General features: G+C 67.5%; 22 protein-coding genes. 16 read left to right on the top strand and 6 right to left on the bottom strand.

The features are described 5' to 3' along the window. Window positions 1-5: 5 nt before the first annotated feature. Both ACLSSQ_RS17395 and sigZ read right to left on the bottom strand, forming a co-directional pair. Window positions 6-1,061, bottom strand: a complete 1,056-nt coding sequence (locus ACLSSQ_RS17395) for a permease (RefSeq protein ID WP_416243366.1) — start codon at window positions 1,059-1,061, stop codon at window positions 6-8. A gap of 96 nt (window positions 1,062-1,157) precedes the next feature. Next, entirely contained in the window at window positions 1,158-1,721 is a 564-nt protein-coding gene (gene sigZ, locus ACLSSQ_RS17390; protein WP_014236067.1) for an RNA polymerase sigma factor SigZ, read from the bottom strand. Between the two features lie 140 nt (window positions 1,722-1,861). On the opposite strand from sigZ, the gene ubiU reads away from it, so the two are divergent. From ubiU to ACLSSQ_RS17360, 6 genes are all read left to right on the top strand, one after another. Next, window positions 1,862-2,875 carry a ubiquinone anaerobic biosynthesis protein UbiU gene (gene ubiU, locus ACLSSQ_RS17385; protein WP_014236068.1) on the top strand — a complete coding sequence of 338 codons (1,014 nt, stop codon included), beginning with the start codon at window positions 1,862-1,864 and terminating at the stop codon, window positions 2,873-2,875. Window positions 2,876-2,892: 17 nt separating this feature from the next. Then, window positions 2,893-3,804: a U32 family peptidase gene (locus ACLSSQ_RS17380; protein ID WP_014236069.1), complete on the top strand. Its 912-nt coding sequence runs from the start codon at window positions 2,893-2,895 to the stop codon at window positions 3,802-3,804. A gap of 1 nt (window position 3,805) precedes the next feature. Further along, window positions 3,806-4,303 (top strand): ubiquinone anaerobic biosynthesis accessory factor UbiT, encoded by a 498-nt coding sequence (ubiT, locus tag ACLSSQ_RS17375; protein WP_014236070.1) that lies wholly within the window; start codon window positions 3,806-3,808, stop codon window positions 4,301-4,303. Between the two features lie 88 nt (window positions 4,304-4,391). Further along, window positions 4,392-5,084 carry an MgtC/SapB family protein gene (locus ACLSSQ_RS17370; protein ID WP_014236071.1) on the top strand — a complete coding sequence of 231 codons (693 nt, stop codon included), beginning with the start codon at window positions 4,392-4,394 and terminating at the stop codon, window positions 5,082-5,084. Window positions 5,085-5,303: 219 nt separating this feature from the next. Next, window positions 5,304-7,331, top strand: coding sequence for a methyl-accepting chemotaxis protein (locus tag ACLSSQ_RS17365; RefSeq protein WP_014236072.1), 2,028 nt, complete (start codon window positions 5,304-5,306; stop codon window positions 7,329-7,331). Window positions 7,332-7,429: 98 nt separating this feature from the next. Continuing rightward, window positions 7,430-7,765, top strand: coding sequence for a hypothetical protein (locus ACLSSQ_RS17360; RefSeq protein WP_014236073.1), 336 nt, complete (start codon window positions 7,430-7,432; stop codon window positions 7,763-7,765). Between the two features lie 54 nt (window positions 7,766-7,819). On the opposite strand, the gene nfi is transcribed toward ACLSSQ_RS17360, so the two are convergent. Next, window positions 7,820-8,473, bottom strand: coding sequence for a deoxyribonuclease V (nfi, locus tag ACLSSQ_RS17355; protein ID WP_014236074.1), 654 nt, complete (start codon window positions 8,471-8,473; stop codon window positions 7,820-7,822). Between the two features lie 9 nt (window positions 8,474-8,482). Beyond that, window positions 8,483-9,658 (bottom strand): alkaline phosphatase family protein, encoded by a 1,176-nt coding sequence (locus tag ACLSSQ_RS17350; protein WP_043797770.1) that lies wholly within the window; start codon window positions 9,656-9,658, stop codon window positions 8,483-8,485. 124 nt (window positions 9,659-9,782) lie between these two features. On the opposite strand from ACLSSQ_RS17350, the gene ACLSSQ_RS17345 reads away from it, so the two are divergent. After that, window positions 9,783-11,072, top strand: coding sequence for a sensor domain-containing diguanylate cyclase (locus ACLSSQ_RS17345; protein ID WP_014236076.1), 1,290 nt, complete (start codon window positions 9,783-9,785; stop codon window positions 11,070-11,072). Between the two features lie 73 nt (window positions 11,073-11,145). Here ACLSSQ_RS17345 and ACLSSQ_RS17340 read toward each other — a convergent pair whose 3' ends face one another. Next, window positions 11,146-12,975 carry a PHA/PHB synthase family protein gene (locus ACLSSQ_RS17340; protein ID WP_014236077.1) on the bottom strand — a complete coding sequence of 610 codons (1,830 nt, stop codon included), beginning with the start codon at window positions 12,973-12,975 and terminating at the stop codon, window positions 11,146-11,148. A gap of 18 nt (window positions 12,976-12,993) precedes the next feature. Beyond that, window positions 12,994-14,028: an MBL fold metallo-hydrolase gene (locus ACLSSQ_RS17335; protein WP_014236078.1), complete on the bottom strand. Its 1,035-nt coding sequence runs from the start codon at window positions 14,026-14,028 to the stop codon at window positions 12,994-12,996. 236 nt (window positions 14,029-14,264) lie between these two features. On the opposite strand from ACLSSQ_RS17335, the gene ACLSSQ_RS17330 reads away from it, so the two are divergent. The 9 genes from ACLSSQ_RS17330 to ACLSSQ_RS17290 all read left to right on the top strand — a co-directional run bounded on the left by ACLSSQ_RS17330 (window position 14,265) and on the right by ACLSSQ_RS17290 (window position 23,025). After that, window positions 14,265-14,735 carry a MerR family transcriptional regulator gene (locus ACLSSQ_RS17330; protein WP_014236079.1) on the top strand — a complete coding sequence of 157 codons (471 nt, stop codon included), beginning with the start codon at window positions 14,265-14,267 and terminating at the stop codon, window positions 14,733-14,735. Between the two features lie 85 nt (window positions 14,736-14,820). Beyond that, window positions 14,821-15,285, top strand: coding sequence for a PaaI family thioesterase (locus tag ACLSSQ_RS17325; protein WP_014236080.1), 465 nt, complete (start codon window positions 14,821-14,823; stop codon window positions 15,283-15,285). Between the two features lie 150 nt (window positions 15,286-15,435). Next, window positions 15,436-16,608 (top strand): isovaleryl-CoA dehydrogenase, encoded by a 1,173-nt coding sequence (locus ACLSSQ_RS17320; RefSeq protein ID WP_014236081.1) that lies wholly within the window; start codon window positions 15,436-15,438, stop codon window positions 16,606-16,608. 70 nt (window positions 16,609-16,678) lie between these two features. Then, on the top strand, window positions 16,679-17,860 hold the full coding sequence (locus tag ACLSSQ_RS17315; protein WP_014236082.1) for an acetyl-CoA C-acetyltransferase: 1,182 nt from the start codon (window positions 16,679-16,681) through the stop codon (window positions 17,858-17,860). A gap of 85 nt (window positions 17,861-17,945) precedes the next feature. Further along, a complete protein-coding gene (locus ACLSSQ_RS17310) occupies window positions 17,946-19,082 on the top strand; it encodes an acyl-CoA dehydrogenase (RefSeq protein ID WP_014236083.1) in 1,137 nt (378 codons plus the stop codon). 87 nt (window positions 19,083-19,169) lie between these two features. Further along, on the top strand, window positions 19,170-19,772 hold the full coding sequence (locus ACLSSQ_RS17305) for a 2-hydroxychromene-2-carboxylate isomerase (protein WP_416243365.1): 603 nt from the start codon (window positions 19,170-19,172) through the stop codon (window positions 19,770-19,772). Window positions 19,773-19,888: 116 nt separating this feature from the next. After that, the gene (locus tag ACLSSQ_RS17300) at window positions 19,889-20,473 is read left to right on the top strand and encodes a TIGR00730 family Rossman fold protein (protein WP_416243364.1); all 585 of its coding nucleotides are present in this window, start codon (window positions 19,889-19,891) and stop codon (window positions 20,471-20,473) included. 132 nt (window positions 20,474-20,605) lie between these two features. After that, window positions 20,606-22,213, top strand: a complete 1,608-nt coding sequence (locus tag ACLSSQ_RS17295; protein WP_416243363.1) for a carboxyl transferase domain-containing protein — start codon at window positions 20,606-20,608, stop codon at window positions 22,211-22,213. Between the two features lie 20 nt (window positions 22,214-22,233). Beyond that, entirely contained in the window at window positions 22,234-23,025 is a 792-nt protein-coding gene (locus ACLSSQ_RS17290) for an enoyl-CoA hydratase/isomerase family protein (protein WP_014236087.1), read from the top strand. The last annotated feature ends 56 nt before the right edge of the window (window positions 23,026-23,081 follow it).

Genomic DNA, 23,081 nt, shown 5'->3' with positions numbered 1-23,081 from the left:
CTTCCTTATAGAACGGCGTTGAAGACGTAACCGACGAGGAGGATCCCCAGGGCCACCACGCCGGCGAAAGTGGCGATCAGGCGGGGCTTGAGGGCCTTGCGCAGAATGATCATCTCCGGCGCCGAAAGGGCGATGACGCTCATCATGAAGGCCAGGACCGTGCCCAGGGCCGCACCCTTGCCGATGAGGGCCTCCACCACCGGGATGATGCCGGCCGCGTTGGTGTACATGGGCACGCCGAGCACGACTGCGGCCGGCACCGCCCACCACACGTCCTTGCCCATGAAGGAGGCCATGAAGTCCTCCGGCACGTAGCCGTGGATGCCCGCGCCCAGGGCGATGCCGGCCACCACATAGGGCCACACCTTGGCGACGATGTCCCGCACATGGTCCAGGCCGGCGCGGCCCCGCTGCACCCAGCTCATGCCGCCGCCGGCGAAGCTGGCGGGGGTGCCCGCCTGGATCGCCCGCACCCAGTCTTCCAGGTGGGCCTCCATCTTCAGGTGGCCGATCACCAGTCCGGCCAGGATGGCGACCAGCAGCCCCAGTCCCAGGTAGAGCAGGGCCACCTGCCAGCCGAACATGCCGAAGAGCAGGGCCAGGGCCACCTCGTTGATCATGGGGGCGGCGATGAGGAACGAAAAGGTCACTCCCAGGGGCACGCCCGCCGAGAGGAAACCGATGAAAAAGGGCACGGCGGAGCAGGAGCAGAAGGGCGTGACGATGCCCAGGCCGGCCGCCAGGACGTTGCCCATCCCGGTGCGCCTGCCGGAGAGCAGGGCGCGGGTGCGCTCCGGTGCGAAGAAGGTCTGGATCACGCCCATCAGGAAGACGATGCCGGTCAGCAGCAGCAGGACCTTGGGCGTGTCATAGACGAAGAAGTGCAGGGCTTCGCCCAGGGCCGTCTGACGGCTCTGTCCCAGGGCGGCAACGACGAAATCGGCCATGGCCGTCAGATTGCCGTAGAGCCAGAACCAAAGTCCGGCGGCTGCCGTCGTGCCGCATAGCCAGCGCCATCCCAGGCCCCTTGCCGGGGCCACCGTGTTCATTTCCACATTCATCTTCACTCCTGTTCGCGAAAGGCGGTGGTGGCCCCGGCCGTGGCCGGAAACGGGGCATCTCGCACAGAAGACGAAGCAGGGGCAAAAAGGATGCAGCTAGTCCCGGGGAAGGAGGGGCGGCCGGGGCACGAAGCAGCAGACCTGGCCTTCGCCGTCGAAACGCACCTGGCAGGCCTGCACCAGGCGGGCCCGCAGCCGGCGGCGGGCCCTTTGCACGCGGGACTTGGCCGCGGCCAGGGAGAGTCCCTGGCGCTGGGCGAATTCCTGCTGGCTCAGGCCTTCGATGTCGCACAGGCGGATGGCCTCCCGGTCGGCCTCCGCCAGTTCGCCGAGAACCCGGGGCAGGCAGTCGGCCAGCCTGTCCACCGGGGGGACTTCGGGGATCTCGGCGGCGGGCCAGTCTTCGTCCAGGGGCAGTTGCTGCCGCTGCAGGCGGAAGCGGTCGATCAGCAGGTTGCGCGCCACCTGGAACAGCCAGGCCCGGGGATTTTCCACTCCGCACAGGGCATCGGGTTGCCGCAGCGCCCGCAGGAACACCTCCTGGAGCAGGTCCCGGGCCTCCTCCCGGTCGGGCAGGCGGGCGGCGATGAACCGCATCAGTTCCGCCTCGTGGGCTTTCCAGGCTGCATCGACGCACTTCATGGGATTCATTCGGGGCATGGGGAGCGCATCAGCTTACACGTTTGTCCCGGCCCGGCTGCAGTCCGCCGGGCGCTCCCTGCCCCCTGTTTGACCGAAATCAAGGGGTTGCGCGGGGGCGGGGCTATACTCCCGGCTTCCCCGGATTCCCCATTTTTGCCATGTCGAACAATCCCTTGCCCGAACTGGTCTGCCCCGCCGGCAGCCTGCCGGCGCTCAAAGCTGCCGTCGATAACGGCGCCGACACCGTCTACCTGGGCTTCAAGAACGACACCAACGCCCGCAACTTCGCCGGCCTCAATTTCGACGAGAAGACCATGGCCGAAGGGCTGCATTACGCCCAGAGCCGCGGCAAGGAAGTGCTGCTGGCCCTCAACACCTATGCCCAGCCCGGCCGCGTGCAGGCCTGGCGGGAGGCGGTGGACGTGGCCGCTGGCCTCGGCGTGGACGCCCTGATCCTGGCCGACGTGGGCCTGCTGGCCTACGCCCGGGAGAAGTACCCGGACCTCAACCTGCACCTCTCCGTGCAGGGCTCCGCCACCAATTACGAGGCGGTCAATTTCTGCCACAAGGAATTCGGCATCCGCCGCGCCGTGCTGCCCCGGGTGCTGACCCTGGCCCAGGTAGAGCACGTCATCAAGAACACCCCGGTGGAGATCGAGGTGTTCGGCTTCGGCAGCCTCTGCGTCATGAACGAGGGCCGCTGCTGGCTCTCTTCCTATGCCTGCGGCGAATCCCCCAACACCGTCGGCGCCTGTTCCCCGGCCAAGTACGTGCGCTGGGAAAAGAATCCGGGCCGCATGGATGCCCGCCTCAACGGCATCCTCATCGACAGCTACGGCGACCAGGAAAACGCCGGCTACCCGACCCTGTGCAAGGGCCGCTTCGAGGTCCAGGGCGAGACCTACTACGCCCTGGAGGAACCCACCTCCCTCAACGTCCTCTCGGTGCTGCCGGAGATCGTCAAGATCGGCGTCCGCGCCATCAAGGTCGAAGGCCGCCAGCGCAGCCCGGCCTACGTCGCCCAGGTCACCCGCACCCTGCGCGCCGCCCTGGACAGCCTCAAGGACGGCAACGACCGCTACAGCGTCAAGCCTTCCTGGCAGGCCGAACTGACCAAGGTTTCCGAGGGCCACCAGGCCACCCTGGGCGCCTACAACCGGCCCTGGCGCTGAGAGAGGAAAGCACGAACATGACCATGAAACTCTCCCTCGGCCCCCTGCTGTGGTTCTGGCCCAAGCAGGAAGTGATGAATTTCTACGCCTCCATGCTGGAGACGCCCCTGGACCGCATCTACCTGGGCGAAGTGGTGTGCTCCCGCCGCCAGCAGCTGCGCACCAGCGACTGGATCGGCCTGGCCAGGGACCTGGCCGAATCGGGCAAGGAGGTGGTGATCTCGGCCCAGGCCCTGCTGGAATCGGAAAGCGACCTGAAGGCCCTGCGCCGTCTGGTGGAGGAGGGCAACTGCTCCCTCGAGGCCAACGACCTGGGCGCCGTCAGCCTGGCTCGGGAAAAGCAGCTGCCCTTCGTCTGCGGCCCCCACCTCAACATCTACAACGAATCGGCCCTGGCCTACTTCGCCGGCCTCGGCGCCAAGCGCTGGGTGCCGCCCCTGGAGGCGACCCGGGAACTGGTGCAGACCCTGCACCAGGCGCGTCCGGCAGGCATGGAGACGGAGGTCTTCGCCTTCGGCAAGATTCCCCTGGCCTTCTCCGCCCGCTGCTTCACCGCCCGGCACTACAACCTGAACAAGGACGACTGCCAGTTCAAGTGCCTGGACCACAGCGAGGGCCTGACCCTGCTGACCCGGGAAAAGCAGCCCTTCCTGGTCATCAACGGCATCCAGACCATGTCGGCCCAGACCTACAGCCTGCTGCACCTGATGCCCGAACTGTCGCAGATGGGCATCGACGCCGTGCGCATCAGCCCCCAACCGGCGCATACTGCCGCCATCGTCGCCGCCTTCGAGCGCGCCCGCCGCGGCGAAGAGGTGGCGGAACAGCCCCAGTGGGCCGAGCACGGCCTGTGCGACGGCTACTGGTTCGGCCGCGCCGGCATCGATCTGGCAGCGGCGGCCACCACCGAACTGCATGCAGGAGCCTGACATGAGCCACTTCACCATTCCCACCTTCAAGCTGCCCGAGTTCGTCGCCAAGATCGGTGCCCGCCTGCCCCAGTGGCCCCACGCCCTGGCCCTGGTCTCCGGCCTCAACACCGCGGCCAAGCTGAAGCTGTTGCCGGAAGACAGCCTGCAGAGCCTGGCGGGCAAGACCTTCCTGGTGGCGGTGAACGACACCGGCGGCGAAGCCCGCTTCACCTACGCCAACGGCTGGTTCCGTCCCGTCTTCGGCGCCGCCGGCGAGCCCGACCTGACCTTCCGCGCCGACCTCTCCGCCTACCTGCAGCTGGTCAGCCGCCAGGAGGACCCGGACACCCTGTTCTTCAATCGCCAGCTCTCCATCGAAGGCGACACCGAACTGGGCCTGGTGGTGAAGAACATGCTCGACGCCATCGAGTGGCCCCCCAGCGTCGGCCGCATTCCCGGCCTGGAGCGCCTCTCCGCCCTGGTTGCCGGCCTGCCCCGTCCCGGCCGCACGGCCTGAGTCCCCAGCACGCTCCGGGGTAAACCCGGGCTTGCCCCGCTTTCGGCGCGGTGGCATTTTTTCCCCTTGAGCCAGAGGGAGGAATGCCATGTCCAACGACTACCTGGAAATCATCCTGCACCTGGGCAGCGCCTGGGTCGCCGGCAGTCTGGTGGGACTGGAGCGCAGCTTCCACGGCCGGCCCGCCGGCTTCCGTACCCACGCCCTGGTGTGCCTGGCCTCGGCCCTGCTGATGGTGGTCACCACCTATCAGGGCCGCTGGATGACCGCCATGCCCCTGGAAGCCATCCGTACCGATCCCACCCGCATGGCCCAGGGCATCATGACCGGCATCGGCTTCCTCGGCGCCGGCGTCATCTTCAAGGAAGGCTTGACGGTGCGCGGCCTCACCACCGCCGCCTCCATCTGGATCACCGCCGCCCTGGGTATCCTCTACGGCATCGGCTTCTACTTTCCCGCCCTCATCTCCACCGCCGCCGTGCTGGGCACCCTGGCCCTGTTCCGCTGGATCGAGTACCGGGTGCCGAGCCAGGCCTATGCCCACTTGGTTCTGCGCTATCCGGGCAGCGGTGCCCCGGTGGAGGATACGGTGCGGCAGCTGCTACAGGGCTTCGGCTTCAGTATCGCCAACATGAGCTACCGCCTGTCCGAGTCCGGCGCCGTGTACGAGTACCGCATGATCATCAAGACCTACGGCAAGCACAATTTTGAGCGCCTGGCCGAACATCTGCGTCAGGGCAACGGCCTGCTGGAGTTCCGCATCTCCCCCACCGGCGACTGAGACGATGCCCGGCTGTCAGCCAATGGGGGCAAGGTTTTTCGGCTGCCATGCCCGCGGGCCCGCGTCCGTGCTGAACCATGGGGTAGGGGTCCTGAAGAGGCCCGTCCCTCTTTGCTGACAGACGGGCACTGCGCCCGTGATCATTACAAACGCATTTCATCGGCGTGACACATTGGGCCGTTAACCTGAAAAAAGTCACACTTTTTCGGACCGGACTCCATGAAAGCGCTATTCGCCCCCGCCGCCTGGCTGGTTGGCCGCCTCTCCTACCGCCAGAAGCTTCTGGCCACCGGCGCCCTGTTCGCCCTGCCCCTGATCCTCCTCGGCGGCCTGCTGCTGGCGGACCGCCAGAGCGCCCTGGCCGAGCTGGAGCAGGAACGGGCCGGGCTGGCCCTGCAGTTGCCGGCCCTGGAACTGATGCTGGCGCTGCATGACCTGCACGGCGCCTTCCAGGGCGCCGCCGCCGGCGAGGCGGATTTCCAGCAGCGCCTGCCCCAGCGCCGGGCCGCCGTGGAACAGGCCCTGGCCCGGGTCGGCAAGCTGGCCCAGGAACAGGCCGGCGCCCTCGGTCCCGCCCCGGCCTGGGCCGAACTGCAGGGCCGCTGGCAGGCGGTGGCGGCCCTGCGCCCGGAAGACGAGGCGGATGGCGGTCTCGAGGCCTATCTGGAACTGTCCCAGCTGAGCCGCCAGTGGCTCGGCCAGATCTCCGACGGCAGCCGCCTGCGCCGGGACGGCGACGTGGCCGCTGCCGCCCTGGTGGACACCCTCTCGGTGAAGCTGCCGCTGCTGGTGGAAAGCCTGGGCCTGGCCCGGGATGCGGGCCTCGGCGCGGTGGCGCGCAAGCGCCTCAAGTCGGGCCTGCGCAACCGGCTGACGGTGGTGCGCGGCGGCCTGGAGCCCCTCATCGGCTGGACCCTGGAGAACGTGGACAAGGCCGCCCAGCTGCGGCCCGGGCTGAAGGCCGGCCTGGAAGGCCCGGCGGGCAATGTCGGCACCGCCTCCCTGGGCCTGCAGGAAGTGCTCACCACCAAGGTCATCGACACCACCGACTTCGACATCGGCGCCGCCGAATACGCCGCCCGGGGCGACGTGGCCATGGCCGCCGTGCTGGACCTGGCCCGGGCCCTGACCCCGGCCATCGACGGTCTCCTGGCGGAGCGCCAGGGCAGGCTGCTGCTGGTGCGCAACCTGGTGCTGGGGGGGCTCGCCCTGCTGCTGCTGGTGATCGTCTACGGCTTTACCGGCGCCTACATCTCCATCATGCGCGGCATCCACAGCCTGCGCGGCGCCGCCGCCGTGATGGCCGGCGGCGACCTGCGGGCCCGGGTGGAACTGGTCTCCGGCGACGAGGTGGCCGAGGCCGGGCACAGCTTCAACCACATGGCGGAAACCTTCGCCGGCCTCATCCGCGGCAACGGCCAGGCGGCCCGCGCCGTGGTGGAGGCCAGCGACAACCTGGCCCGGGCCAGCCAGCAGGTGGAACATGCCTCCGGCCGCCAGAGCGAGGCCGCCGCCCGCACCGCGGCGGCGGTGCAGCAGATGAGCGTCAGCGTCGCCGAAGTGGCGGAACACGCCCGGGAGACGGCGCGCATGACCGAGGAGGCGGACGCCGCTGCCGGCCGCGGCGCCGTCCAGGCCGAGGCCGCCGCCGCCGACATGGCCGGCGTGGTCAGCGGCGTGCGCGAGAGCGTGCAGCTGATCCAGAGCCTGGAGGAGCGCAGCCGGGAAATCGGCAAGGTGGTGCAGACCATCCAGGAGATCGCCGACCAGACCAACCTGCTGGCCCTCAACGCCGCCATCGAGGCGGCCCGGGCCGGCGAGCACGGCCGCGGCTTTTCCGTGGTGGCCGATGAGGTGCGCAAGCTGGCCGACCGCACCGGCGTCTCGACCCGGGAGATCGGCAGCACCATCAGCGCCATCCAGCAGGACATCCATCAAGCCGTGGCCGGCATGGACGACAACAGCGCCCGGGTGGACGGCAGCACCCGCCGGGTGGAGGAGCTGTCCCGCAGCCTGGCGGAAATCCGCCACGCCGTGGGCCGTTCCGCCGAGCACGTGCGCGACATCGTGGATGCCACCGCCGGCCAGCGCGACGCCAGCACCGAGATCGCCCGCAACATCCAGGAGATCGCCGACATGGCCGAGGAGAACCACGCCGCCATCCGCGCCTCCAGCCAGGCCGTGGCCGAGCTGGGCACCCTGGCCGTGGGCCTGACCGACTCGGTGGCCGGGCTGGTCACCGACTGAGGCTTGCGGCAACGGGTCGCGGGGAACCCCCGGCCCCTTTTGCTATTCTCAGGAACAGGTGCCGCCGGCCGGCGGCACCGTTTCTGCGGGAGGGCATCATGGGCATGTTGCATCGTCTGCCGGGCAGCCGGCGGGAAGCCTCGGGCTTCGAATGGACCCTGCTGCGCAAGCTGCCCCGCATCGCCCTCATCGGCACCCTGCTGCCGGCCCTGGCCGCCCTGGCCATGCGCCTGGTGCCCCTGGAAGGCTCCCTGGCCCAGGTGGGGAAGCAGTTGCAGACGGCCGACATCCTGGCCATCAGCGTCGTCGTCCTGCACTGGACCTTGGTGTTCACCCTGGCCATCGCCTGCATCATCGTGGTCCTGATGAAGGGCCACGGCTACGTGGCCGACGCCTACGAACTCAACGATGCCGAGCAGCCGGCCCGGGACTAGCCGCCCGGCGCCGTTTCCCTTTCACCTTCCCCTTGCAGCGGCACGGCGCCGGCCTCAGCCCGAGGCCAGGCGGTGGGCCTGACGCGTCGTTTCCGGCAGCCGGTAGCGGGGCGTGCAGGCCAGCACCAGCTCGATGGCGGTGGCCAGGCTGACCCGGTGGCCGATGGAGATGTACAGGGGCAGGCAGCCGCGGCGGCTGCGCAGCACGGCGCCGATCACTTCGCTGCCGCCCCGCCTGTCCCACAGGGGCACCCAGTCCCCCTTCTCCGGCCCCACGGCCTCGTGCCAGCCGGTGAGCCGGCTTTTGCCGACACCGATGCTGGGCACATCAAGCAGCACTCCCAGGTGGCTGGCGATGCCCAGCCGGCGCGGGTGGGCGATGCCCTGACCGTCGCACAGGAGGAGATCCGGCAGGGCCTCCAGCTGCTCCAGGGCCGCCAGCACCCCCGGCCCTTCGCGGAAGGAGAGCAGACCGGGCACATAGGGAAAGGTGGTGGGCACCCGGGCCACCGCCTGGGCCGCCGGCGTCAGGGCGGGGAAGTCGAGCACCGCCACGGCGGCCCGGGTGACGGCGCCGCCGTCCTCGAAGCCCACGTCCACCCCGGCCACCCGTCGCAGGGGGCCGAGCCGGTCCTGCCGTTCCACCCGGGTCGCCAGTTCCAGCTGCAGCGCCCGGGCCTGGGCCGGGCTCAGGTTCCACGCGTGCATGGGCGCAGCCTAGGGCCGGGCCACCAGCAGGGGCACCCGCATTTCCGCAGGGCTGAGGCCGCCATGGTGGCCGATCAGGGTGTAGGGCGCTTCCCCGGGCAGGGTGTCGTGGATGACCCAGTCGTCGGCCATGAGCAGGGCGTAGTCGCCGATGCGGGCCGCCAGTTCGGGGTGGCAGGGGCCGGGCCCGAACCAGCCTTCGGCCAGCAGCTGTTCCCGGGGCACGGCCCGGGCTGCATGGGCCAGGTGCTGGCGCACGTAGGCCTCGAACACGGGGGCCTTGCCCGGCTTCAGGTAGCACCAGGCGGCCCGCCGCTCGCCGCACAGGGGCAGGGCCAGGCATTCGGCCAGCAGGGGATGGTCGGCCAGGGCGATCTGCCGCTCCGGCGGGCAGTCGATGAAGCCGTGGTCGGCGGTGATCAGGACCAGGGTGTCGCTGCCCCGGATCTGCTCCAGCCAGGCGCAGAAGGCCGTGGCGAAGGCATCCATGGCGGCCAGGGCCTGGGGGCTGCGGCAGCCGTGTTCGTGGGCGGCGCTGTCGTAGTCGGGCCAGTAGCCGTAGACGAACTTGCGGCCGGCCTTGGCGGTGAGCTGCCCGAGGGCGGCGAAGAGGCCGTCGAGCCCGTGGTAGGGCTGCTTCACGGCGCCCCGGCTGTGGTAGCGGTTGAAGGGGCTGTCGGCGATGAAATGGGGTGACACCACGTAGCTGGTGCGGTCCATGGTCTGGTACAGGGTGTCGTGCCGGAACAGGCGTTGGGGCAGCTCGGCCCGGGGCGGCAGGGGCTCCGCCAGGGGCGCTCCGGGACGGGCGCTGAGGGGCAGGATGGCGAGCAGGGCGCCCACTTCCCGCAGCCACATGTGCCAGCCGGTGAGGCCGTGCCGGCTGGGAGGCAGGCCGGTCATGAAGGTGGGAATGGCGGCGGCGGTGGTGCTGGGAAAGACCGAGGTGAGATGGCCGCGCAGATAGGGCCGCAGTGGTCCGGGGCGTTCTGCCAGCAGATCGTAGCCGAGGCCGTCCACCACGATCAGCACCAGGTTGCTGACGGCGGCCAGGCGGGCCGGGGGCAGTTCGGCCAGGGGCGGGCAGGGGCTGGCCCAGCTGCCGCAGGCCCGGGCCAGGGAGGCCATGAGGTTGGCGATGCTGCCGCCATCGTAGTCGGGAAGGTACATGTGGGGTATTTCCATGCTGCCGTTTGCCTTCAGGCTAGCACGGTAGCGCCGGCCGTGCAGAAACCCGGCAGGAGGAATACCATGCTCCCAGGCTGTCGCTTTCTTTATAAAGGCAGCCGCAAAGAAGGGGCCCCCACGGATGAAGAAGCGCATCGCTGATGACACTTCGCTGCTGCAGGCGATTTACGACAGTTCCAGCGTCGGCATCTTCCTGCTCGACATGAGCGGCCGCATCGTCCATGCCAATCGCCGCATGGCCGACCTTTTCCACTACACCCTGGACGAGCTGGTGGGCAGCGAGTACGTGAGCCTGATCCATCCCCAGGAACGGGAGGCGGGGCGGCAGAACATGCTCAACACCATGGCCCGGGGTGTCGGCCATGTGGACGTGGAGCGCCTCTACCGGCGCCGGGACGGCAGCGAGTTCTGGGGCAACCTCACCGGCAAGGCCCTGGTGGACGCCAACGGCCGCACCACCGGCCTGGTCGGCAACATTGCCGACATCGACCAGCGCAAGCGCACCGAATGGGAGCTGGCCGCCAGCCAGGAGCGCTTCGAGCGCCTTGCCCGCACCGTCCCCTGCGTGCTCTACGACTACATCCTGCACGGCGACGGTGACAGCCGTTTCCTCTACCTCAATTCCCGCTGCGAGGAGATTTTCGAAGTGCCGGCCGAGGTGCTGATGGCCAACATGGAGTGCTTCTGGCAGCTGGTGCATCCGGAGGACCTGCCCCGCCTGCGCCAGGAGGAACAGGCCGCCAACCGCAGTGCCAGTCAGTTCAGCAGCGAGATCCGCATCCTCACTCCCTCGGGGCGGCAGAAGTGGCTGCGCCTCTCGTCTCGCCCCAACGTCATCGAACCGGGCCAGTCGGCGGTGTGGAGCGGCTTCATGCTGGACATCACCCAGGCCAAGCAGCTGGAGGACGAACTGCGCCAGCTGGCCACCACCGACGCCCTAACCGGGCTATGCAACCGGCAGAGCTTCCTGCGCCTGGCCGATCAGGAGATGGCGCGCTTCAACCGGGCCGGCAATCCGGCCTCGGTGCTGATGCTGGACCTGGACTACTTCAAGCACATCAACGACACCTACGGCCATGGTGTCGGCGATGCGGTGCTGCGGGACTTTTCCCGCCGCACCGGCATCCTGCTGCGCCAGGTGGACCTCTTCGGCCGCATCGGCGGCGAGGAATTCTGCATCCTTTCCCCCGATACCGACCAGGACGGCGGCCTCGCCCTGGGCCAGCGCCTGTGCCAGACCATCGCCGGCCAGCCGGCCCACTGCAACGGCCTCACCATCGCCTACACGGTCAGCATCGGTGTCACCGGCTTCCGGGCCGGCGATCCGAATTTCGATGCGGTGCTGGCCCGGGCCGACAGCGCCCTTTACCAGGCCAAGCGCCACGGCCGCAACCAGGTGGCCCAGATGTAGGCGGAGCCGGCCGGCACGCCGGCTGAAAAAAAAGGGCGCCGTCGGCGCCCTTTGCTTTTGCGGCCTGCCAGGATCAGGCCGATTCCTTCTTCTGGGTGTCGAGCCGGAACTTGACGTAGGAGCCGGGGGCCTCCTCGAGCACCTTGAGGCTGCCGGCGCCGGGCTTGCGCGCCGCCACCTTCTTGCCGCCGTCCAGGCCGGTGACCCATTCGTTCCAGTCGGTCCACCAGGAACCCGGATGCTGGGTGGAGCCGGCCAGGAAGTCGTCGGCGGTGGCGGGCAGCTTGGCGGCGTCGTTGATCCAGAAGCCGTACTTGTTGGCGGCCGGCGGATTGACGATGCCGGCGATGTGGCCGGAGCCGCCGAGAACGAAGCGCACCGGGCCGGAGAACAGCTTGGCCCCCAGGTAGGTGCTCTTCCACGGGGCGATGTGGTCTTCCACGGTGGAGATGAAGTAGGCGGGCACCTTGATCTTGGAAATGTCGATGGGCACCCCGGCGATGCTGATGCCGCCCGGCTCCTTCAGCTTGTTGGCCATGTACATATTGCGCAGGTAGAAGCTGTGCATGGCGTAGGGCATGCGGGTGGAGTCGCTGTTCCAGTAGAGCAGGTCGAAGGGGAAGGGGTCCTTGCCCAGCAGGTAGTTGTTCACCACGAAGGACCAGATCAGGTCGTTGGCCTTCAACAGGTTGAAGGTCATGGCCATCTCGCTGCCTTCCAGATAGCCCCGCTCGGCCATCTTGTGCTCCAGGCTGGAGACCTGCTGCTCGTCGATGAAGACGCCCAGCTCGCCCGGGTTGGAGAAGTCGATCATGGTGGTGAAGAAGGTGGCGGAGGCCACCCGGTTGTCCTTCTTCGCCGCCATGTAGGCCAGGGTGGTGGCCAGCAGGGTGCCGCCGATGCAGTAGGCTGCCACGTCGATCTGCTTCTCGCCGGTATCCTTTTCCACGGCGGCGATGGCCGCCAGGGTGCCCTCGGTGACGTAGTCCTCGAAGGTCTTCTGGGCCAGGTGGGCGTCCGGATTGACCCAGGAGATGATGTAGGTGGTGTGGCCCTGGTCGGTGGCCCATTTCACCAGGGAGTTTTTCTCGCGCAGGTCCAGGATGTAGAACTTGTTGATCCAGGGCGGCACGATCAGCAGGGGCTTCTTGTACTGCTCCTTGGTGGTGGGCTCGTACTGCACCAGCTGGAACAGGTCGTTCTGGAAGACGACCTTGCCCGGGGTGGTGGCCACGTTCTTGCCCAGCTCGAAGGCGCTGGTGTCGGTCATGCGGATGCGCAGCTGGCCGTCGCCGGCTTCGATGTCCTGCAGCAGGTTGTTGAGGCCCTTGACCAGGTTCTGGCCGTGGCTCTTCACCGTCTCGCGGAACACTTCCGGATTGGTGAAGGCGAAGTTGGAGGGGGACAGGGCGTCCACATACTGGCGGGTGTAGAAGGCCACCTTCTTCTGGGCTTCGTCCGGCAGGCCCTCGACGCAGCACACGGTGTCGTGGATGTGGCGGGAGGCGATCAGGTAGGACTGCTTGATGTAGTCAAAGAGGAAATGCTGTTCCCAGTCCTCGTCGTGGAAGCGCTTGTCGCCCTTGGCCGGTGCGGCGATGGGCTGGATCGGCATACCCATCATCTTGAGCATGGAGCCCTGCCACAGGGAGAAGTAGTCCCACATCATGTTCATCTGGGTCTGGGCCAGCTTGTAGGGATTGGCCAGGAGGCGCGAGGACAGGTCCATGAAGGCCTTGGCGATGCCCATCTCGTCACTGGGCGGATTGATGCCCTCGGCGGCCTTCTTTTCCATGAAATGGGTCAGCAGGCGGGAGGCGCGCTGGGCCACTTCGGCGTAGGACTTGGCCAGCTCGGCCGGGTTGGGGAGGTTGTGGTCTTCCTGTTGGGTCTGCTGCGACATCGTGAATCCCCTTCTTGGTCAATGCGTGGTTTGTTTCCGGACATACCGGAGAATGCCGTCCGCGCCCTGCTGGCAGGTGAGGCGGCCGGATTGCTCCAGGTAATTCAGGTGGGCGATGGCCTCGCCCATGGCGAACATGGTCTGGTGGGTGTCGAGGGCCCGCGGGAACAGGGCGGCGAGCAACTCGGCGGCGCTACGGGGTTCGCTGCAGTTCTCCTCCAGCACGGCCAGGCGTTCATCGTGATGCCCGTGCAGGTCGTCCACCCGTTGGCGGATGCCCTTGAAGGGCAGGCCGTGGGAGGGCAGCACCAGGGATTCGTCGGAGCATTCCCGGGCGAAGCGGGTCAGGGAATCCAGGTAATGCTCCAGGGCGTTGTCCCGGGGGGTGACCGCATAAACGCTGATGTTGGTGGAAATTTTCGGCAACAGCATGTCACCTGAAATTAACACGTTGGAATCAGCACAGTAAAGGGACATGTGCTCGGGCGAATGGCCGTGGCCGACGATGATCTGCCAGCGCCGGCTGCCGATCTCCAGGGTGTCGCCGTCGAACAGGCGATGGTAGGTCTGGGGCATGGCCGGCACCCCCTTGCGATAGCCGTTGCCCCGTTGCTCCAGGGCGCTGCAGCGTTCCGCGTCGAGGCCGTGCAGGCGGAACTGGGCCAGCATGGGGGCAGTGCCGTGGCCGCCGATTTCGTGCCAAACGGCGTGGCCGGTCAGGTATTCGCCGGCGGTCATGTACAGCGGGGCGCCGGAGCGCTCCTGCAGCCAGGTGGCCAGGCCCAGGTGGTCCGGGTGGAAATGGGTGACGACGATGCCGGCGATGGTGCCGTCGAGGCCGGCCAGGACCGTTTCCCAGATGGCCTGGATGTCGGGCAGGCCGAAGCCGGTGTCCACCACCACCCAGCCGTCGCCGTCCCGCAGCAGCCACAGGTTGATGTGGTTGAGGACGAAGGGCAGGGGCATGCGTAGCCAGAGGATGCCGGGCGCCACTTCCAGGGTGGTGCCGGGGGCCGGGGGCTCGGAAAAGGGCAGGTGCAGCGATGGTTTCATGGACAGGAGTGGGGTGGCAGGGGCGTTATTGGAGTTTTTAACTATACCCCGGGACAAGGGCCATTGAAGCCCAGTTCCCTTACGCCAACATGACAGACGGCTGGTCCCGGGGCGATCCCGGCCGGCCTTTGGCGGCGGCGGGTATCCGTCGTATCGATTGAAAAATGGCGGGGCATCTGTTTAACTCTCCCGTCACTTTTCCCAACCCGCCCCACTTTCTCCGGAGATGCGCCGACGTGAGCACCGTTAGCGAAGCGGCCGAGCCTGCTGCCGCCACCCCGACCTTCACCATTTCGGACCTGGCCCGGGAGTTCAATATCACGCCCCGCACCATCCGTTTCTGGGAGGACCAGGGCCTGCTCGCGCCCAACCGGGAAGGGCGCAACCGGGTCTACACCAAGCGCGACCGCACCCGCCTCAAGCTGGCCCTGCGGGGCAAGCGCCTGGGCCTGTCTCTGGCCGAGATCCGGGACCTGATCGACATGTACGACGTGGCCCGGGACGAGACCGACCAGCTGACCCGCCTGCTCGATGTGCTGTCGGAACGGCGGGCCGCCCTGGAGCAGCAGCGGGAGGACATCGAGGCCGTTCTGGCCGAGATCGAGACCATCGAAGCCGTCTGCCGCGAGCATCTGGTGGAGGCCGAAGCCCTGGAAAAGGCCGGCCGCAGCCAGGGAGCGGCCAGCGCCGGCAAGGCGGCCGGCTGAAGGTTTTCAGCGGTAGTTGACGTTTACGTCAACGTAACATTCAATAGCATCCCAGAGAGCGCAACAATGCGCCGGAGGAGACGACATGCACCACCCCAGCGATCCGGATTTCGCCGCCCGCGTGCGGGACAGCTTCCACCGCCAGCAGGCCATGGCCCTGATCGGGGCCACCATGCCGGTGGTGGAGGCGGGCTACACGGAGATCCACCTGCCCTACAAGCCGGAGGTGACCCAGCAGCACGGCTTCATCCACGGCGGCGTGGTCGGCATGATTGCCGATTCCGCCGCCGGCTATGCCGCCAACACCCTGACGCCCGCCGACGCCAGCGTGCTGACGGTGGAATACAAGATGAACCTGCTGGCCCCGGCCGACGGGGAACTGCTCATCGCCCAGGGTACGGTGCTGAAATACGGCCGCACCCTGACCGTGACCCGGGGCGAGGTGTTTGCGGTGAAAGACGGCAAGAAGACTCTGTGCGCGGTCATGCAGCAGACCATCATGACCATGCACGGTAAAAAAGAAAAACATGAGACAAGCCACAAGGAATAAGCCGTAACAAGCGGCATCACAAAACAATTCCTTTTCCAGGCCGCTCGTGGCGCGAAGCCAAGCCGAAGACAGTGCGAACAGCACGGCGAGGCGAAGGCGACAAAGCCACGGGTGGTCTGGGAAAGGAAAAAATCCAAAGGAGCGAGACAAATGCACATTCCCAGCCTGGACTTCGGTCACGGTGAAACCATCGAGATGCTGCGCGACACCGTGCGCGCCTTCGCAGCCAAGGAAATCGCCCCCCGGGCGGCCCAGATCGACAGGGACAACGAGTTCCCCGCCGACCTGTGGCAGAAATTCGGCGACCTGGGCCTGCTCGGCATGACCGCCGAGGAGGAATACGGCGGCACTGCCATGGGCTACCTGGCCCACATCGTGGCCATGGAGGAAATCTCCCGGGCCTCCGCCTCCGTGGGCCTCTCCTACGGCGCCCATTCCAACCTCTGCGTGAACCAGATCCGCCGCAACGGCACTGCGGCCCAGAAGGCCAAGTACCTGCCCGGCCTGATCTCCGGCACGCAGGTCGGGGCCCTCGCCATGTCCGAGCCCAATGCCGGTTCCGACGTGGTCTCCATGAAGCTCAAGGCGGAGAAGAAGGGCGACCGCTACGTCCTCAACGGTTCCAAGATGTGGATCACCAACGGCGGCGATGCCGACACCCTGGTGGTGTACGCCAAGACCGACCTCAACGCCGGCGCCAAGGGCATGACCGCCTTCATCGTGGAAAAGGGCTTCAAGGGCTTCAGCCACGGCACCCACCTGGACAAGCTGGGCATGCGCGGCTCCAACACCTTCCCCCTGTTCTTCGACGACTGCGAGGTGCCGGAGGAGAACGTTCTCGGCGGCGTCGGCAACGGCGCCAAGGTGCTGATGAGCGGCCTCGACTACGAGCGGGCCGTGCTCTGCGGCGGCCCCCTGGGCATCATGGCGGCCTGCATGGACGTGGTGCTGCCCTACTTGCACGAACGGGAACAGTTCGGCACTGCCATCGGCGAATTCCAGCTGATGCAGGGCAAGCTGGCCGACATGTATTCCACCTGGCAGGCCACCCGGGCCTACGTCTATGCCGTGGGCCAGGCCTGCGACCGGGCCGACCATGCCCGCAGCCTGCGCAAGGACGCCGCCGGCGCCATCCTCTATTCCGCCGAAAAGGCCACCTGGATGGCCGGCGACGCCATCCAGACCCTGGGCGGCGTCGGTTACACCAACGAATACCCCACCGGCCGCCTGTGGCGCGACGCCAAGCTCTACGAGATCGGCGCCGGCACCAGCGAAATCCGCCGTATGCTGATCGGCCGGGAGCTATTTGCCGAAACGGCATGAAACTGAATCCGGCCGTCGGCCTGGCGGTGCCAGGCGGGCGGTCGGAGATTCTTTAACCTAGGAGAGCACTATGTCTGACCCCATCGTCATCGTTTCCGTTGCCCGCACCCCCATGGGTGGCTTCCAGGGCGACTTCAACAGCCTGACCGCACCCCAGCTCGGCGCCACGGCCATCAAGGCCGCCGTCGAACGGGCCGGCATCAAGCCGGAACAGGTGGAAGAGGTGGTGTTCGGCAACGTGCTGCAAGCCGGCGTCGGCCAGGCCCCGGCCCGCCAGGCCGCCCTGGGCGCCGGTCTGCCCCTCTCCGCCGGCTGCACCACCATCCACAAGGTGTGCGGCTCCGCCCTCAAGTCCGTGATGATGGTGCACGACAGCCTGCTGGCCGGCTCCTACGAGATCGGCGTCGCCGGCGGCCAGGAATCCATGTCCAACGCCCCCTACCTGCTGCCCAAGGCCCGCGGCGGCTATCGCCTGGGCCACGGCCAGCTGCTGGACCACATGTTCTTCGACGGCCTCGAGGATGCCTACCAGAAGGGCCGCCTGATGGGCACCTTCGCCGAGGAATGCGCCGAGTCCTACGGCTTCACCCGCGAAGCCCAGGACGAGTGGGCCATCCAGTCCACCGTGCGCGCCCAGAAGGCCATCAAGGAAGGTCTGTTCAAGTGGGAAATCGCTCCCGTCACCATCGCCGGCAAGAAGGGCGATGTGGTGGTGGACCAGGACGAGCAGCCCCTGAAGGCCCAGATCGAAAAGATCCCCGCCCTGAAGCCCGCCTTCAAGAAGGATGGCACCGTCACCGCCGCCAACTCCTCCTCCATCTCCGACGGCGCCGCCGCCCTGGTGCTGATGAAGGAATCCAAGGCCAAGGTCCTGGGCCTTGCCCCCATCGCCAAGATCGTCGGTCACACCACCCACGCCCAGGAACCCAACCTGTTCACCACCGCCCCCGTCTTCGCCATGGAAAAGCTGATGCAGAAGACCGGCTGGAACGTGGCCGACGTGGACCTGTGGGAAATCAACGAAGCCTTCGCCGTGGTCACCATGGCCGCCATCAAGGACCTCAAGCTGGACCCGGCCAAGGTGAACGTGCACGGCGGCGCCTGCGCCCTGGGCCACCCCATCGGTGCTTCCGGCGCCCGCATCCTGGTGACCCTGATCGGCGCCCTGAAGCAGTACGGCAAGAAGAAGGGCGTCGCCTCCCTGTGCATCGGCGGCGGCGAAGCCGTGGCCGTTGGCGTGGAAATGTTCTGAGACGGGCCCAGCCTGTCCCATTGATGCAAACCGCGGCGCCCCGGACGGGCGCCGCGCCGAAAACGACAAGACGGAGTAGTAGCAAATGATTCTGACGCAGGAACAGGAAATGATCCGCGACTCCATGCGCGCCTTCGCGCAGGAGCGTCTGGCCCCCTTCGCCGCCGAATGGGACAAGAACCACACCTTCCCCGCCGAAGCCCTGAAGGAACTGGGCGAGCTGGGTGCCATGGGCATGTGCGTGCCCGAAGAGTGGGGCGGTGCCGGCATGGACTACATGAGCCTGGTGCTGACCCTGGAAGAAATCGCCGCCGGCGACGGCGCCACCTCCACCATCGTCTCGGTGCAGAACTCCCTGGCCTGCGGTATCACCCAGAAGTACGGCACCGACCAGCAGAAGGAAGAATGGCTCAAGCCCCTGGCCCGGGGCGAGAAGCTGGGCTGCTTCTGCCTGACCGAACCCCACACCGGCTCCGATGCGGCCGCCATCACCACCCGGGCCGACCGGGACGGCGACCATTTCGTGCTGAACGGCGTCAAGCAGTTCATCACCACCGGCAAGCACGCCCACATGGCCATCGTTTTCGCCGTCACCGACAAGGCCGCCGGCAAGAAGGGCATCTCCTGCTTCCTGGTGCCCACCGACACCAAGGGCTTCATCGTCGGCCGCACCGAGGAGAAGATGGGCCAGCATGCCTCCGACACCGTGCAGATCATTTTCGAGGATTGCCGTGTGCCCGCCTCCGCCCTGCTGGGCAAGGAAGGCGAGGGCTACAAGATCGCCCTCTCCAACCTGGAAGCCGGCCGCATCGGCATCGCCGCCCAGTCCATCGGCATGGCCCGGGCCGCCTTCGAGGCCGCCGTGCGCTACGCCAAGGAGCGGGTCACCTTCGGCCAGCCCATCATCGAGCACCAGGCCGTCAATTTCCGCCTGGCCGACATGAACACCCTGCTCGACGCCGCCCGCCTCATGGTGTGGCGCGCCGCCGCGTTGAAGGATGCGGGCAAGCCCTGCCTCAAGGAAGCCTCCATGGCCAAGATGTTCGCCTCCGAGGCTGCCGAGAAGATCGCTTCCGACGCCATCCAGATCCACGGCGGCGTCGGCTACACCAGCGACTTCCCGGTGGAGCGCATCTACCGCGACGTGCGCATCAGCCAGATCTACGAAGGCGCCAATGACATCCAGCGTCTGGTGATCGGCCGCAGCATCGCCCAGGAGTAAGCAGTACCGGCAACACCGGGGCGCCAGCCTACAATAACGACGGCGCCCCGCACCCCAACCCCGCGGAGCAACAACAGGAGCATGGCCATGGCCGAGCCTTTGGAGTTCTACTTCGACTTCTCCTCTCCCTACGCCTACCTGGCCAGCGAGCAGATCGACGCTCTCGCTGCCCGGTACGGGCGCCAGGTCAAATGGCGGCCCATTCTGCTCGGTGTGGTCTTCAGGGCCACCGGCAGCGCCCCCCTGACCGAGATTCCCCTCAAGGGCGACTATTCCCGGCGGGACTTCGACCGCTCGGCCCGCTACCTCGGCCTGCCTTTCCGCTTTCCCAGCAAGTTCCCCCTGCCTACCCAGGCTGCGGCGCGGGCCTACTACTGGCTGCACCAGCAGGACTGTGCCCAGGCCCGGGCCTTTGCCCATGCCGTCTTCCGCGCCCTATTCGTGCACGACCGGGACATTTCCGACATGGCCGTGGTGACCGAGCTGGCCGTGCAGGCCGGCGCCGATCCGGCGGCCCTGGCTGCCGCCATCCAGAGCGAGGAAATGAAGGCCCGGCTGCGCCAGGAGTGCGATGCCGCCATCGCCCGCGGCGTCTTCGGCGCCCCCTTCATCTTCATCGACGGCGAGCCCTTCTGGGGCGCCGACCGCCTGCCCCAGATCGAACGCTGGCTGGCCCACGGCGCCTTCTGAGCATTGGTCGTGTCCGTCATGACTTTCTACCCCCCGGCAACTGCTTCCGCCATGGCCCCTACCTGCCGCCTCGCGCTATGCTTGCCCGCTTTGGCTTCATCCAAGGTGGAAAGTACATGAAACGAATTTGCGTCTTTTGCGGTTCCAGCTTCGGCAACCGTCCCGAATACCGCCAGGCCGCCGAAGGCCTTGGCACCCTGCTGGCCCGGGAGGGTATTGAACTGGTCTACGGCGGCGGCAACGTGGGTCTCATGGGCGCCGTGGCCGATGCCTGCATGGCCGCCGGTGGCAGCGTCACCGGCGTTATTCCCCAGTCCCTGATGGACAAGGAGGTCGGCCATCCGGGGCTGACGCGCCTGGAGGTGGTGGATTCCATGCACACCCGCAAGGCCCGCATGGCCGAGCTGGCCGACGGCTTCATCGCCCTGCCCGGCGGCTTCGGCACCTTCGAGGAGTTGTGCGAAATCCTCACCTGGGCCCAGCTCGGCTTCCACGGCAAGCCCGCCGCCATCCTCGACGTTGCGGGCTATTACGCGCCGCTGCTGGCCCTGTGCGACCGGGCCCGGGACGAGGGTTTCGTGCGGGAAGTGCATCGCAACCTGCTGCTGGCCGATACCGATCCCGCCGTCCTGCTCAAGCGCATGGCCGCCTATGAACCCCCCAGCGTCATCAAGTGGGTGGAAAAGGAAGGTCAGCTCTAGCCATGAGCCTGCTCCGCGCCCTTTCCCTGCCGGCCGCCTTGTCGGGGCCGTGCCGAAATGGAGCGGAGGCTGTCTCCTGGCCGGGGCTGCAACTTGTCCGCATCCACCCCGAACTATAAGAAGCGAGGAGACATGACCATACTAAAAACCCAACTCAATCCCCGGTCCGAGGACTTCCAGCACAACGCCGATGCCATGGCGGGGCTGGTGGCGGACCTGCGCCAGCAGATGGCCCGCATCGCCCTGGGCGGGCCGGAGGCGGCGCGGCAGAAGCACATCGCCCGGGGCAAGCTGCTGCCCCGGGAGCGGGTCAGCGCCCTGCTGGACCCGGGCACTCCCTTCCTGGAGATCGGCCAGCTGGCGGCCCACGGCATGTACGGCGGCGATGTGCCGGCTGCCTCGGTGATCGCTGGCATCGGCCGGGTCAATGGCGTGGAGTGCATGATCGTCGCCAACGACGCCACGGTGAAGGGCGGCACCTACTACCCCATGACCGTGAAGAAGCACCTGCGGGCCCAGGAGATCGCCCTGGAGAACCGCCTGCCCTGCATCTACTTGGTGGATTCGGGCGGCGCCTTCCTGCCCATGCAGGACGAGGTCTTCCCGGACAAGGAGCACTTCGGCCGCATCTTCTTCAACCAGGCCAATCTCTCGGCCCAGGGCATTCCCCAGATCGCCGCCGTGATGGGCTCCTGCACCGCCGGCGGCGCCTACGTGCCGGCCATGTCCGACGAGTCCATCATCGTCAAGGAGCAGGGCACCATCTTCCTCGGCGGTCCGCCCCTGGTGAAGGCCGCCACCGGCGAGGTGGTGACGGCGGAGGATCTGGGCGGGGCCGACGTGCATACCCGCGTCTCCGGCGTCGCCGACCATTACGCCGAGAACGACCAGCACGCCCTGGCCATCGCCCGGCGCATCGTCAAGAACCTCAACTGGCAGAAGCAGCCCTCGGTCAGCCTCTGCGAGCCGGCGGAGCCCCTCTACGCCGCCGAGGAACTCTACGGGGTGATCCCCACCGACACCAAGAAGCCCTTTGATGTGCGCGAGATCATCGCCCGCATCGTGGACGGTTCCGACTTCGACGAATTCAAGGCCCGCTACGGCACCACCATCGTCTGCGGCTTCGCCCGCATCTGGGGTTACCCGGTGGGCATCGTCGCCAACAACGGCATCCTCTTTTCCGAATCGGCCCTCAAGGCCGCCCACTTCATCGAGCTGTGCGCCCAGCGCAACATCCCCCTGGTGTTCCTGCAGAACATCACCGGCTTCATGGTGGGGCGCAAGTACGAAAACGGCGGCATCGCCCGGGACGGGGCCAAGATGGTGACCGCCGTGGCCACCGCCAAGGTGCCCAAGTTCACCGTGGTCATCGGCGGGTCGTTTGGCGCCGGCAACTACGGCATGTGCGGCCGTGCCTACTCGCCCCGCTTCCTGTGGATGTGGCCCAATTCCCGCATCTCGGTGATGGGCGGCGAGCAGGCCTCCAGCGTGCTGGCTACCGTGAAGCGGGATGGTCTCGAAGCCGGGGGCAAGACCTGGAGTGTCGAGGAGGAAGAGGAATTCCGCCGACCCATCCGCGAACAGTACGAGACCCAGGGCCATCCCTACTACGCCAGCGCCCGCCTGTGGGATGATGGAATCATCGATCCGGCGGACACCCGCCGGGTGCTGGGCCTGGGGCTCTCGGCGGCCATGAATGCGCCGGCGGAAGAGACCCGGTTCGGCGTATTCCGCATGTAACGCACAGGGAGAACATGACCATGACCTTCAGCTCCATCCTCATCGAAGTGGACGGCCCCGTCGGCATCCTCACCCTCAACAAGCCGGACCGCCACAACGCCTTCGACGAGACCCTGATGGCGGAAATCACCGCCGGCCTGAAACAGCTGGAAGCCGACCCGGCGGTGCGGGTGGTGGTGCTCTCCGCCACCGGCAAGAGCTTCTGTGCCGGGGCCGACCTCAACTGGATGAAGCGGGCCGCCGGCTACACCCCGGAGCAGAACCTGGCCGACGCCGGCAATCTGGCGGAACTGCTGCGCACCCTCAACACCCTGGCCAAGCCCACCGTGGCCCGGGTCCAGGGCCCCGCCTACGGCGGCGGAGTGGGCCTGGTGGCCGCCTGCGACGTGGCGGTGGCCAGCTACGACGCCATGTTCGCCCTGACGGAAGTGAAGCTGGGCCTCATCCCCGCCGTCATCAGCCCCTACGTCATCGCCGCCCTGGGCGAGCGCCAGTGCCGCCGCTACTTCCTCACCGCCGAACGTTTTTCCGCCGCCGAAGGCTACCGCCTGGGGCTACTGCACGAGATCGTGCCGAGCGAGGAGCAACTGGACGAGGCCGTGGGCGAGATCGTGGACAAGCTGCTGAAGAACGGCCCCGCCGCCCAGGCCGCGAGCAAGGAGCTGATCCGGGCCGTGGCCAACCAGCCCATCGACGATGCCGTGATCGCCGACACCGCCCGGCGCATCACCGCCATGCGGGCCTCGGCGGAAGGCCGGGAAGGCATCGCCGCCTTCCTGGAGAAGCGCAAGCCCCACTGGATCACCGACTGAAGCCGCACCCCACCCCAACATGCCCAAGCCCCCGCGCCTAGACGGGGGCCCGGAGG

The organism is Azospira sp. APE16 (genome assembly GCF_047901315.1).
Classification (GTDB): domain Bacteria; phylum Pseudomonadota; class Gammaproteobacteria; order Burkholderiales; family Rhodocyclaceae; genus Azospira; species Azospira oryzae.
Note: the sequence above shows the minus strand (reverse complement) of the source record. Positions and strands in the feature narration are given on the sequence as shown.

What these genes read in the sequence shown, in the direction of transcription:
- ACLSSQ_RS17395 (WP_416243366.1), bottom strand. Translation starts at nt 1,061, where the DNA reads ATGAATGTGGAAATGAACACGGTGGCCCCGGCAAGGGGCCTGGGATGG.
- sigZ (WP_014236067.1), bottom strand. Translation starts at nt 1,721, where the DNA reads ATGCCCCGAATGAATCCCATGAAGTGCGTCGATGCAGCCTGGAAAGCC.
- ubiU (WP_014236068.1), top strand. Translation starts at nt 1,862, where the DNA reads ATGTCGAACAATCCCTTGCCCGAACTGGTCTGCCCCGCCGGCAGCCTG.
- ACLSSQ_RS17380 (WP_014236069.1), top strand. Translation starts at nt 2,893, where the DNA reads ATGACCATGAAACTCTCCCTCGGCCCCCTGCTGTGGTTCTGGCCCAAG.
- ubiT (WP_014236070.1), top strand. Translation starts at nt 3,806, where the DNA reads ATGAGCCACTTCACCATTCCCACCTTCAAGCTGCCCGAGTTCGTCGCC.
- ACLSSQ_RS17370 (WP_014236071.1), top strand. Translation starts at nt 4,392, where the DNA reads ATGTCCAACGACTACCTGGAAATCATCCTGCACCTGGGCAGCGCCTGG.
- ACLSSQ_RS17365 (WP_014236072.1), top strand. Translation starts at nt 5,304, where the DNA reads ATGAAAGCGCTATTCGCCCCCGCCGCCTGGCTGGTTGGCCGCCTCTCC.
- ACLSSQ_RS17360 (WP_014236073.1), top strand. Translation starts at nt 7,430, where the DNA reads ATGGGCATGTTGCATCGTCTGCCGGGCAGCCGGCGGGAAGCCTCGGGC.
- nfi (WP_014236074.1), bottom strand. Translation starts at nt 8,473, where the DNA reads ATGCACGCGTGGAACCTGAGCCCGGCCCAGGCCCGGGCGCTGCAGCTG.
- ACLSSQ_RS17350 (WP_043797770.1), bottom strand. Translation starts at nt 9,658, where the DNA reads ATGGAAATACCCCACATGTACCTTCCCGACTACGATGGCGGCAGCATC.
- ACLSSQ_RS17345 (WP_014236076.1), top strand. Translation starts at nt 9,783, where the DNA reads ATGAAGAAGCGCATCGCTGATGACACTTCGCTGCTGCAGGCGATTTAC.
- ACLSSQ_RS17340 (WP_014236077.1), bottom strand. Translation starts at nt 12,975, where the DNA reads ATGTCGCAGCAGACCCAACAGGAAGACCACAACCTCCCCAACCCGGCC.
- ACLSSQ_RS17335 (WP_014236078.1), bottom strand. Translation starts at nt 14,028, where the DNA reads ATGAAACCATCGCTGCACCTGCCCTTTTCCGAGCCCCCGGCCCCCGGC.
- ACLSSQ_RS17325 (WP_014236080.1), top strand. Translation starts at nt 14,821, where the DNA reads ATGCACCACCCCAGCGATCCGGATTTCGCCGCCCGCGTGCGGGACAGC.
- ACLSSQ_RS17320 (WP_014236081.1), top strand. Translation starts at nt 15,436, where the DNA reads ATGCACATTCCCAGCCTGGACTTCGGTCACGGTGAAACCATCGAGATG.
- ACLSSQ_RS17315 (WP_014236082.1), top strand. Translation starts at nt 16,679, where the DNA reads ATGTCTGACCCCATCGTCATCGTTTCCGTTGCCCGCACCCCCATGGGT.
- ACLSSQ_RS17310 (WP_014236083.1), top strand. Translation starts at nt 17,946, where the DNA reads ATGATTCTGACGCAGGAACAGGAAATGATCCGCGACTCCATGCGCGCC.
- ACLSSQ_RS17305 (WP_416243365.1), top strand. Translation starts at nt 19,170, where the DNA reads ATGGCCGAGCCTTTGGAGTTCTACTTCGACTTCTCCTCTCCCTACGCC.
- ACLSSQ_RS17300 (WP_416243364.1), top strand. Translation starts at nt 19,889, where the DNA reads ATGAAACGAATTTGCGTCTTTTGCGGTTCCAGCTTCGGCAACCGTCCC.
- ACLSSQ_RS17295 (WP_416243363.1), top strand. Translation starts at nt 20,606, where the DNA reads ATGACCATACTAAAAACCCAACTCAATCCCCGGTCCGAGGACTTCCAG.
- ACLSSQ_RS17290 (WP_014236087.1), top strand. Translation starts at nt 22,234, where the DNA reads ATGACCTTCAGCTCCATCCTCATCGAAGTGGACGGCCCCGTCGGCATC.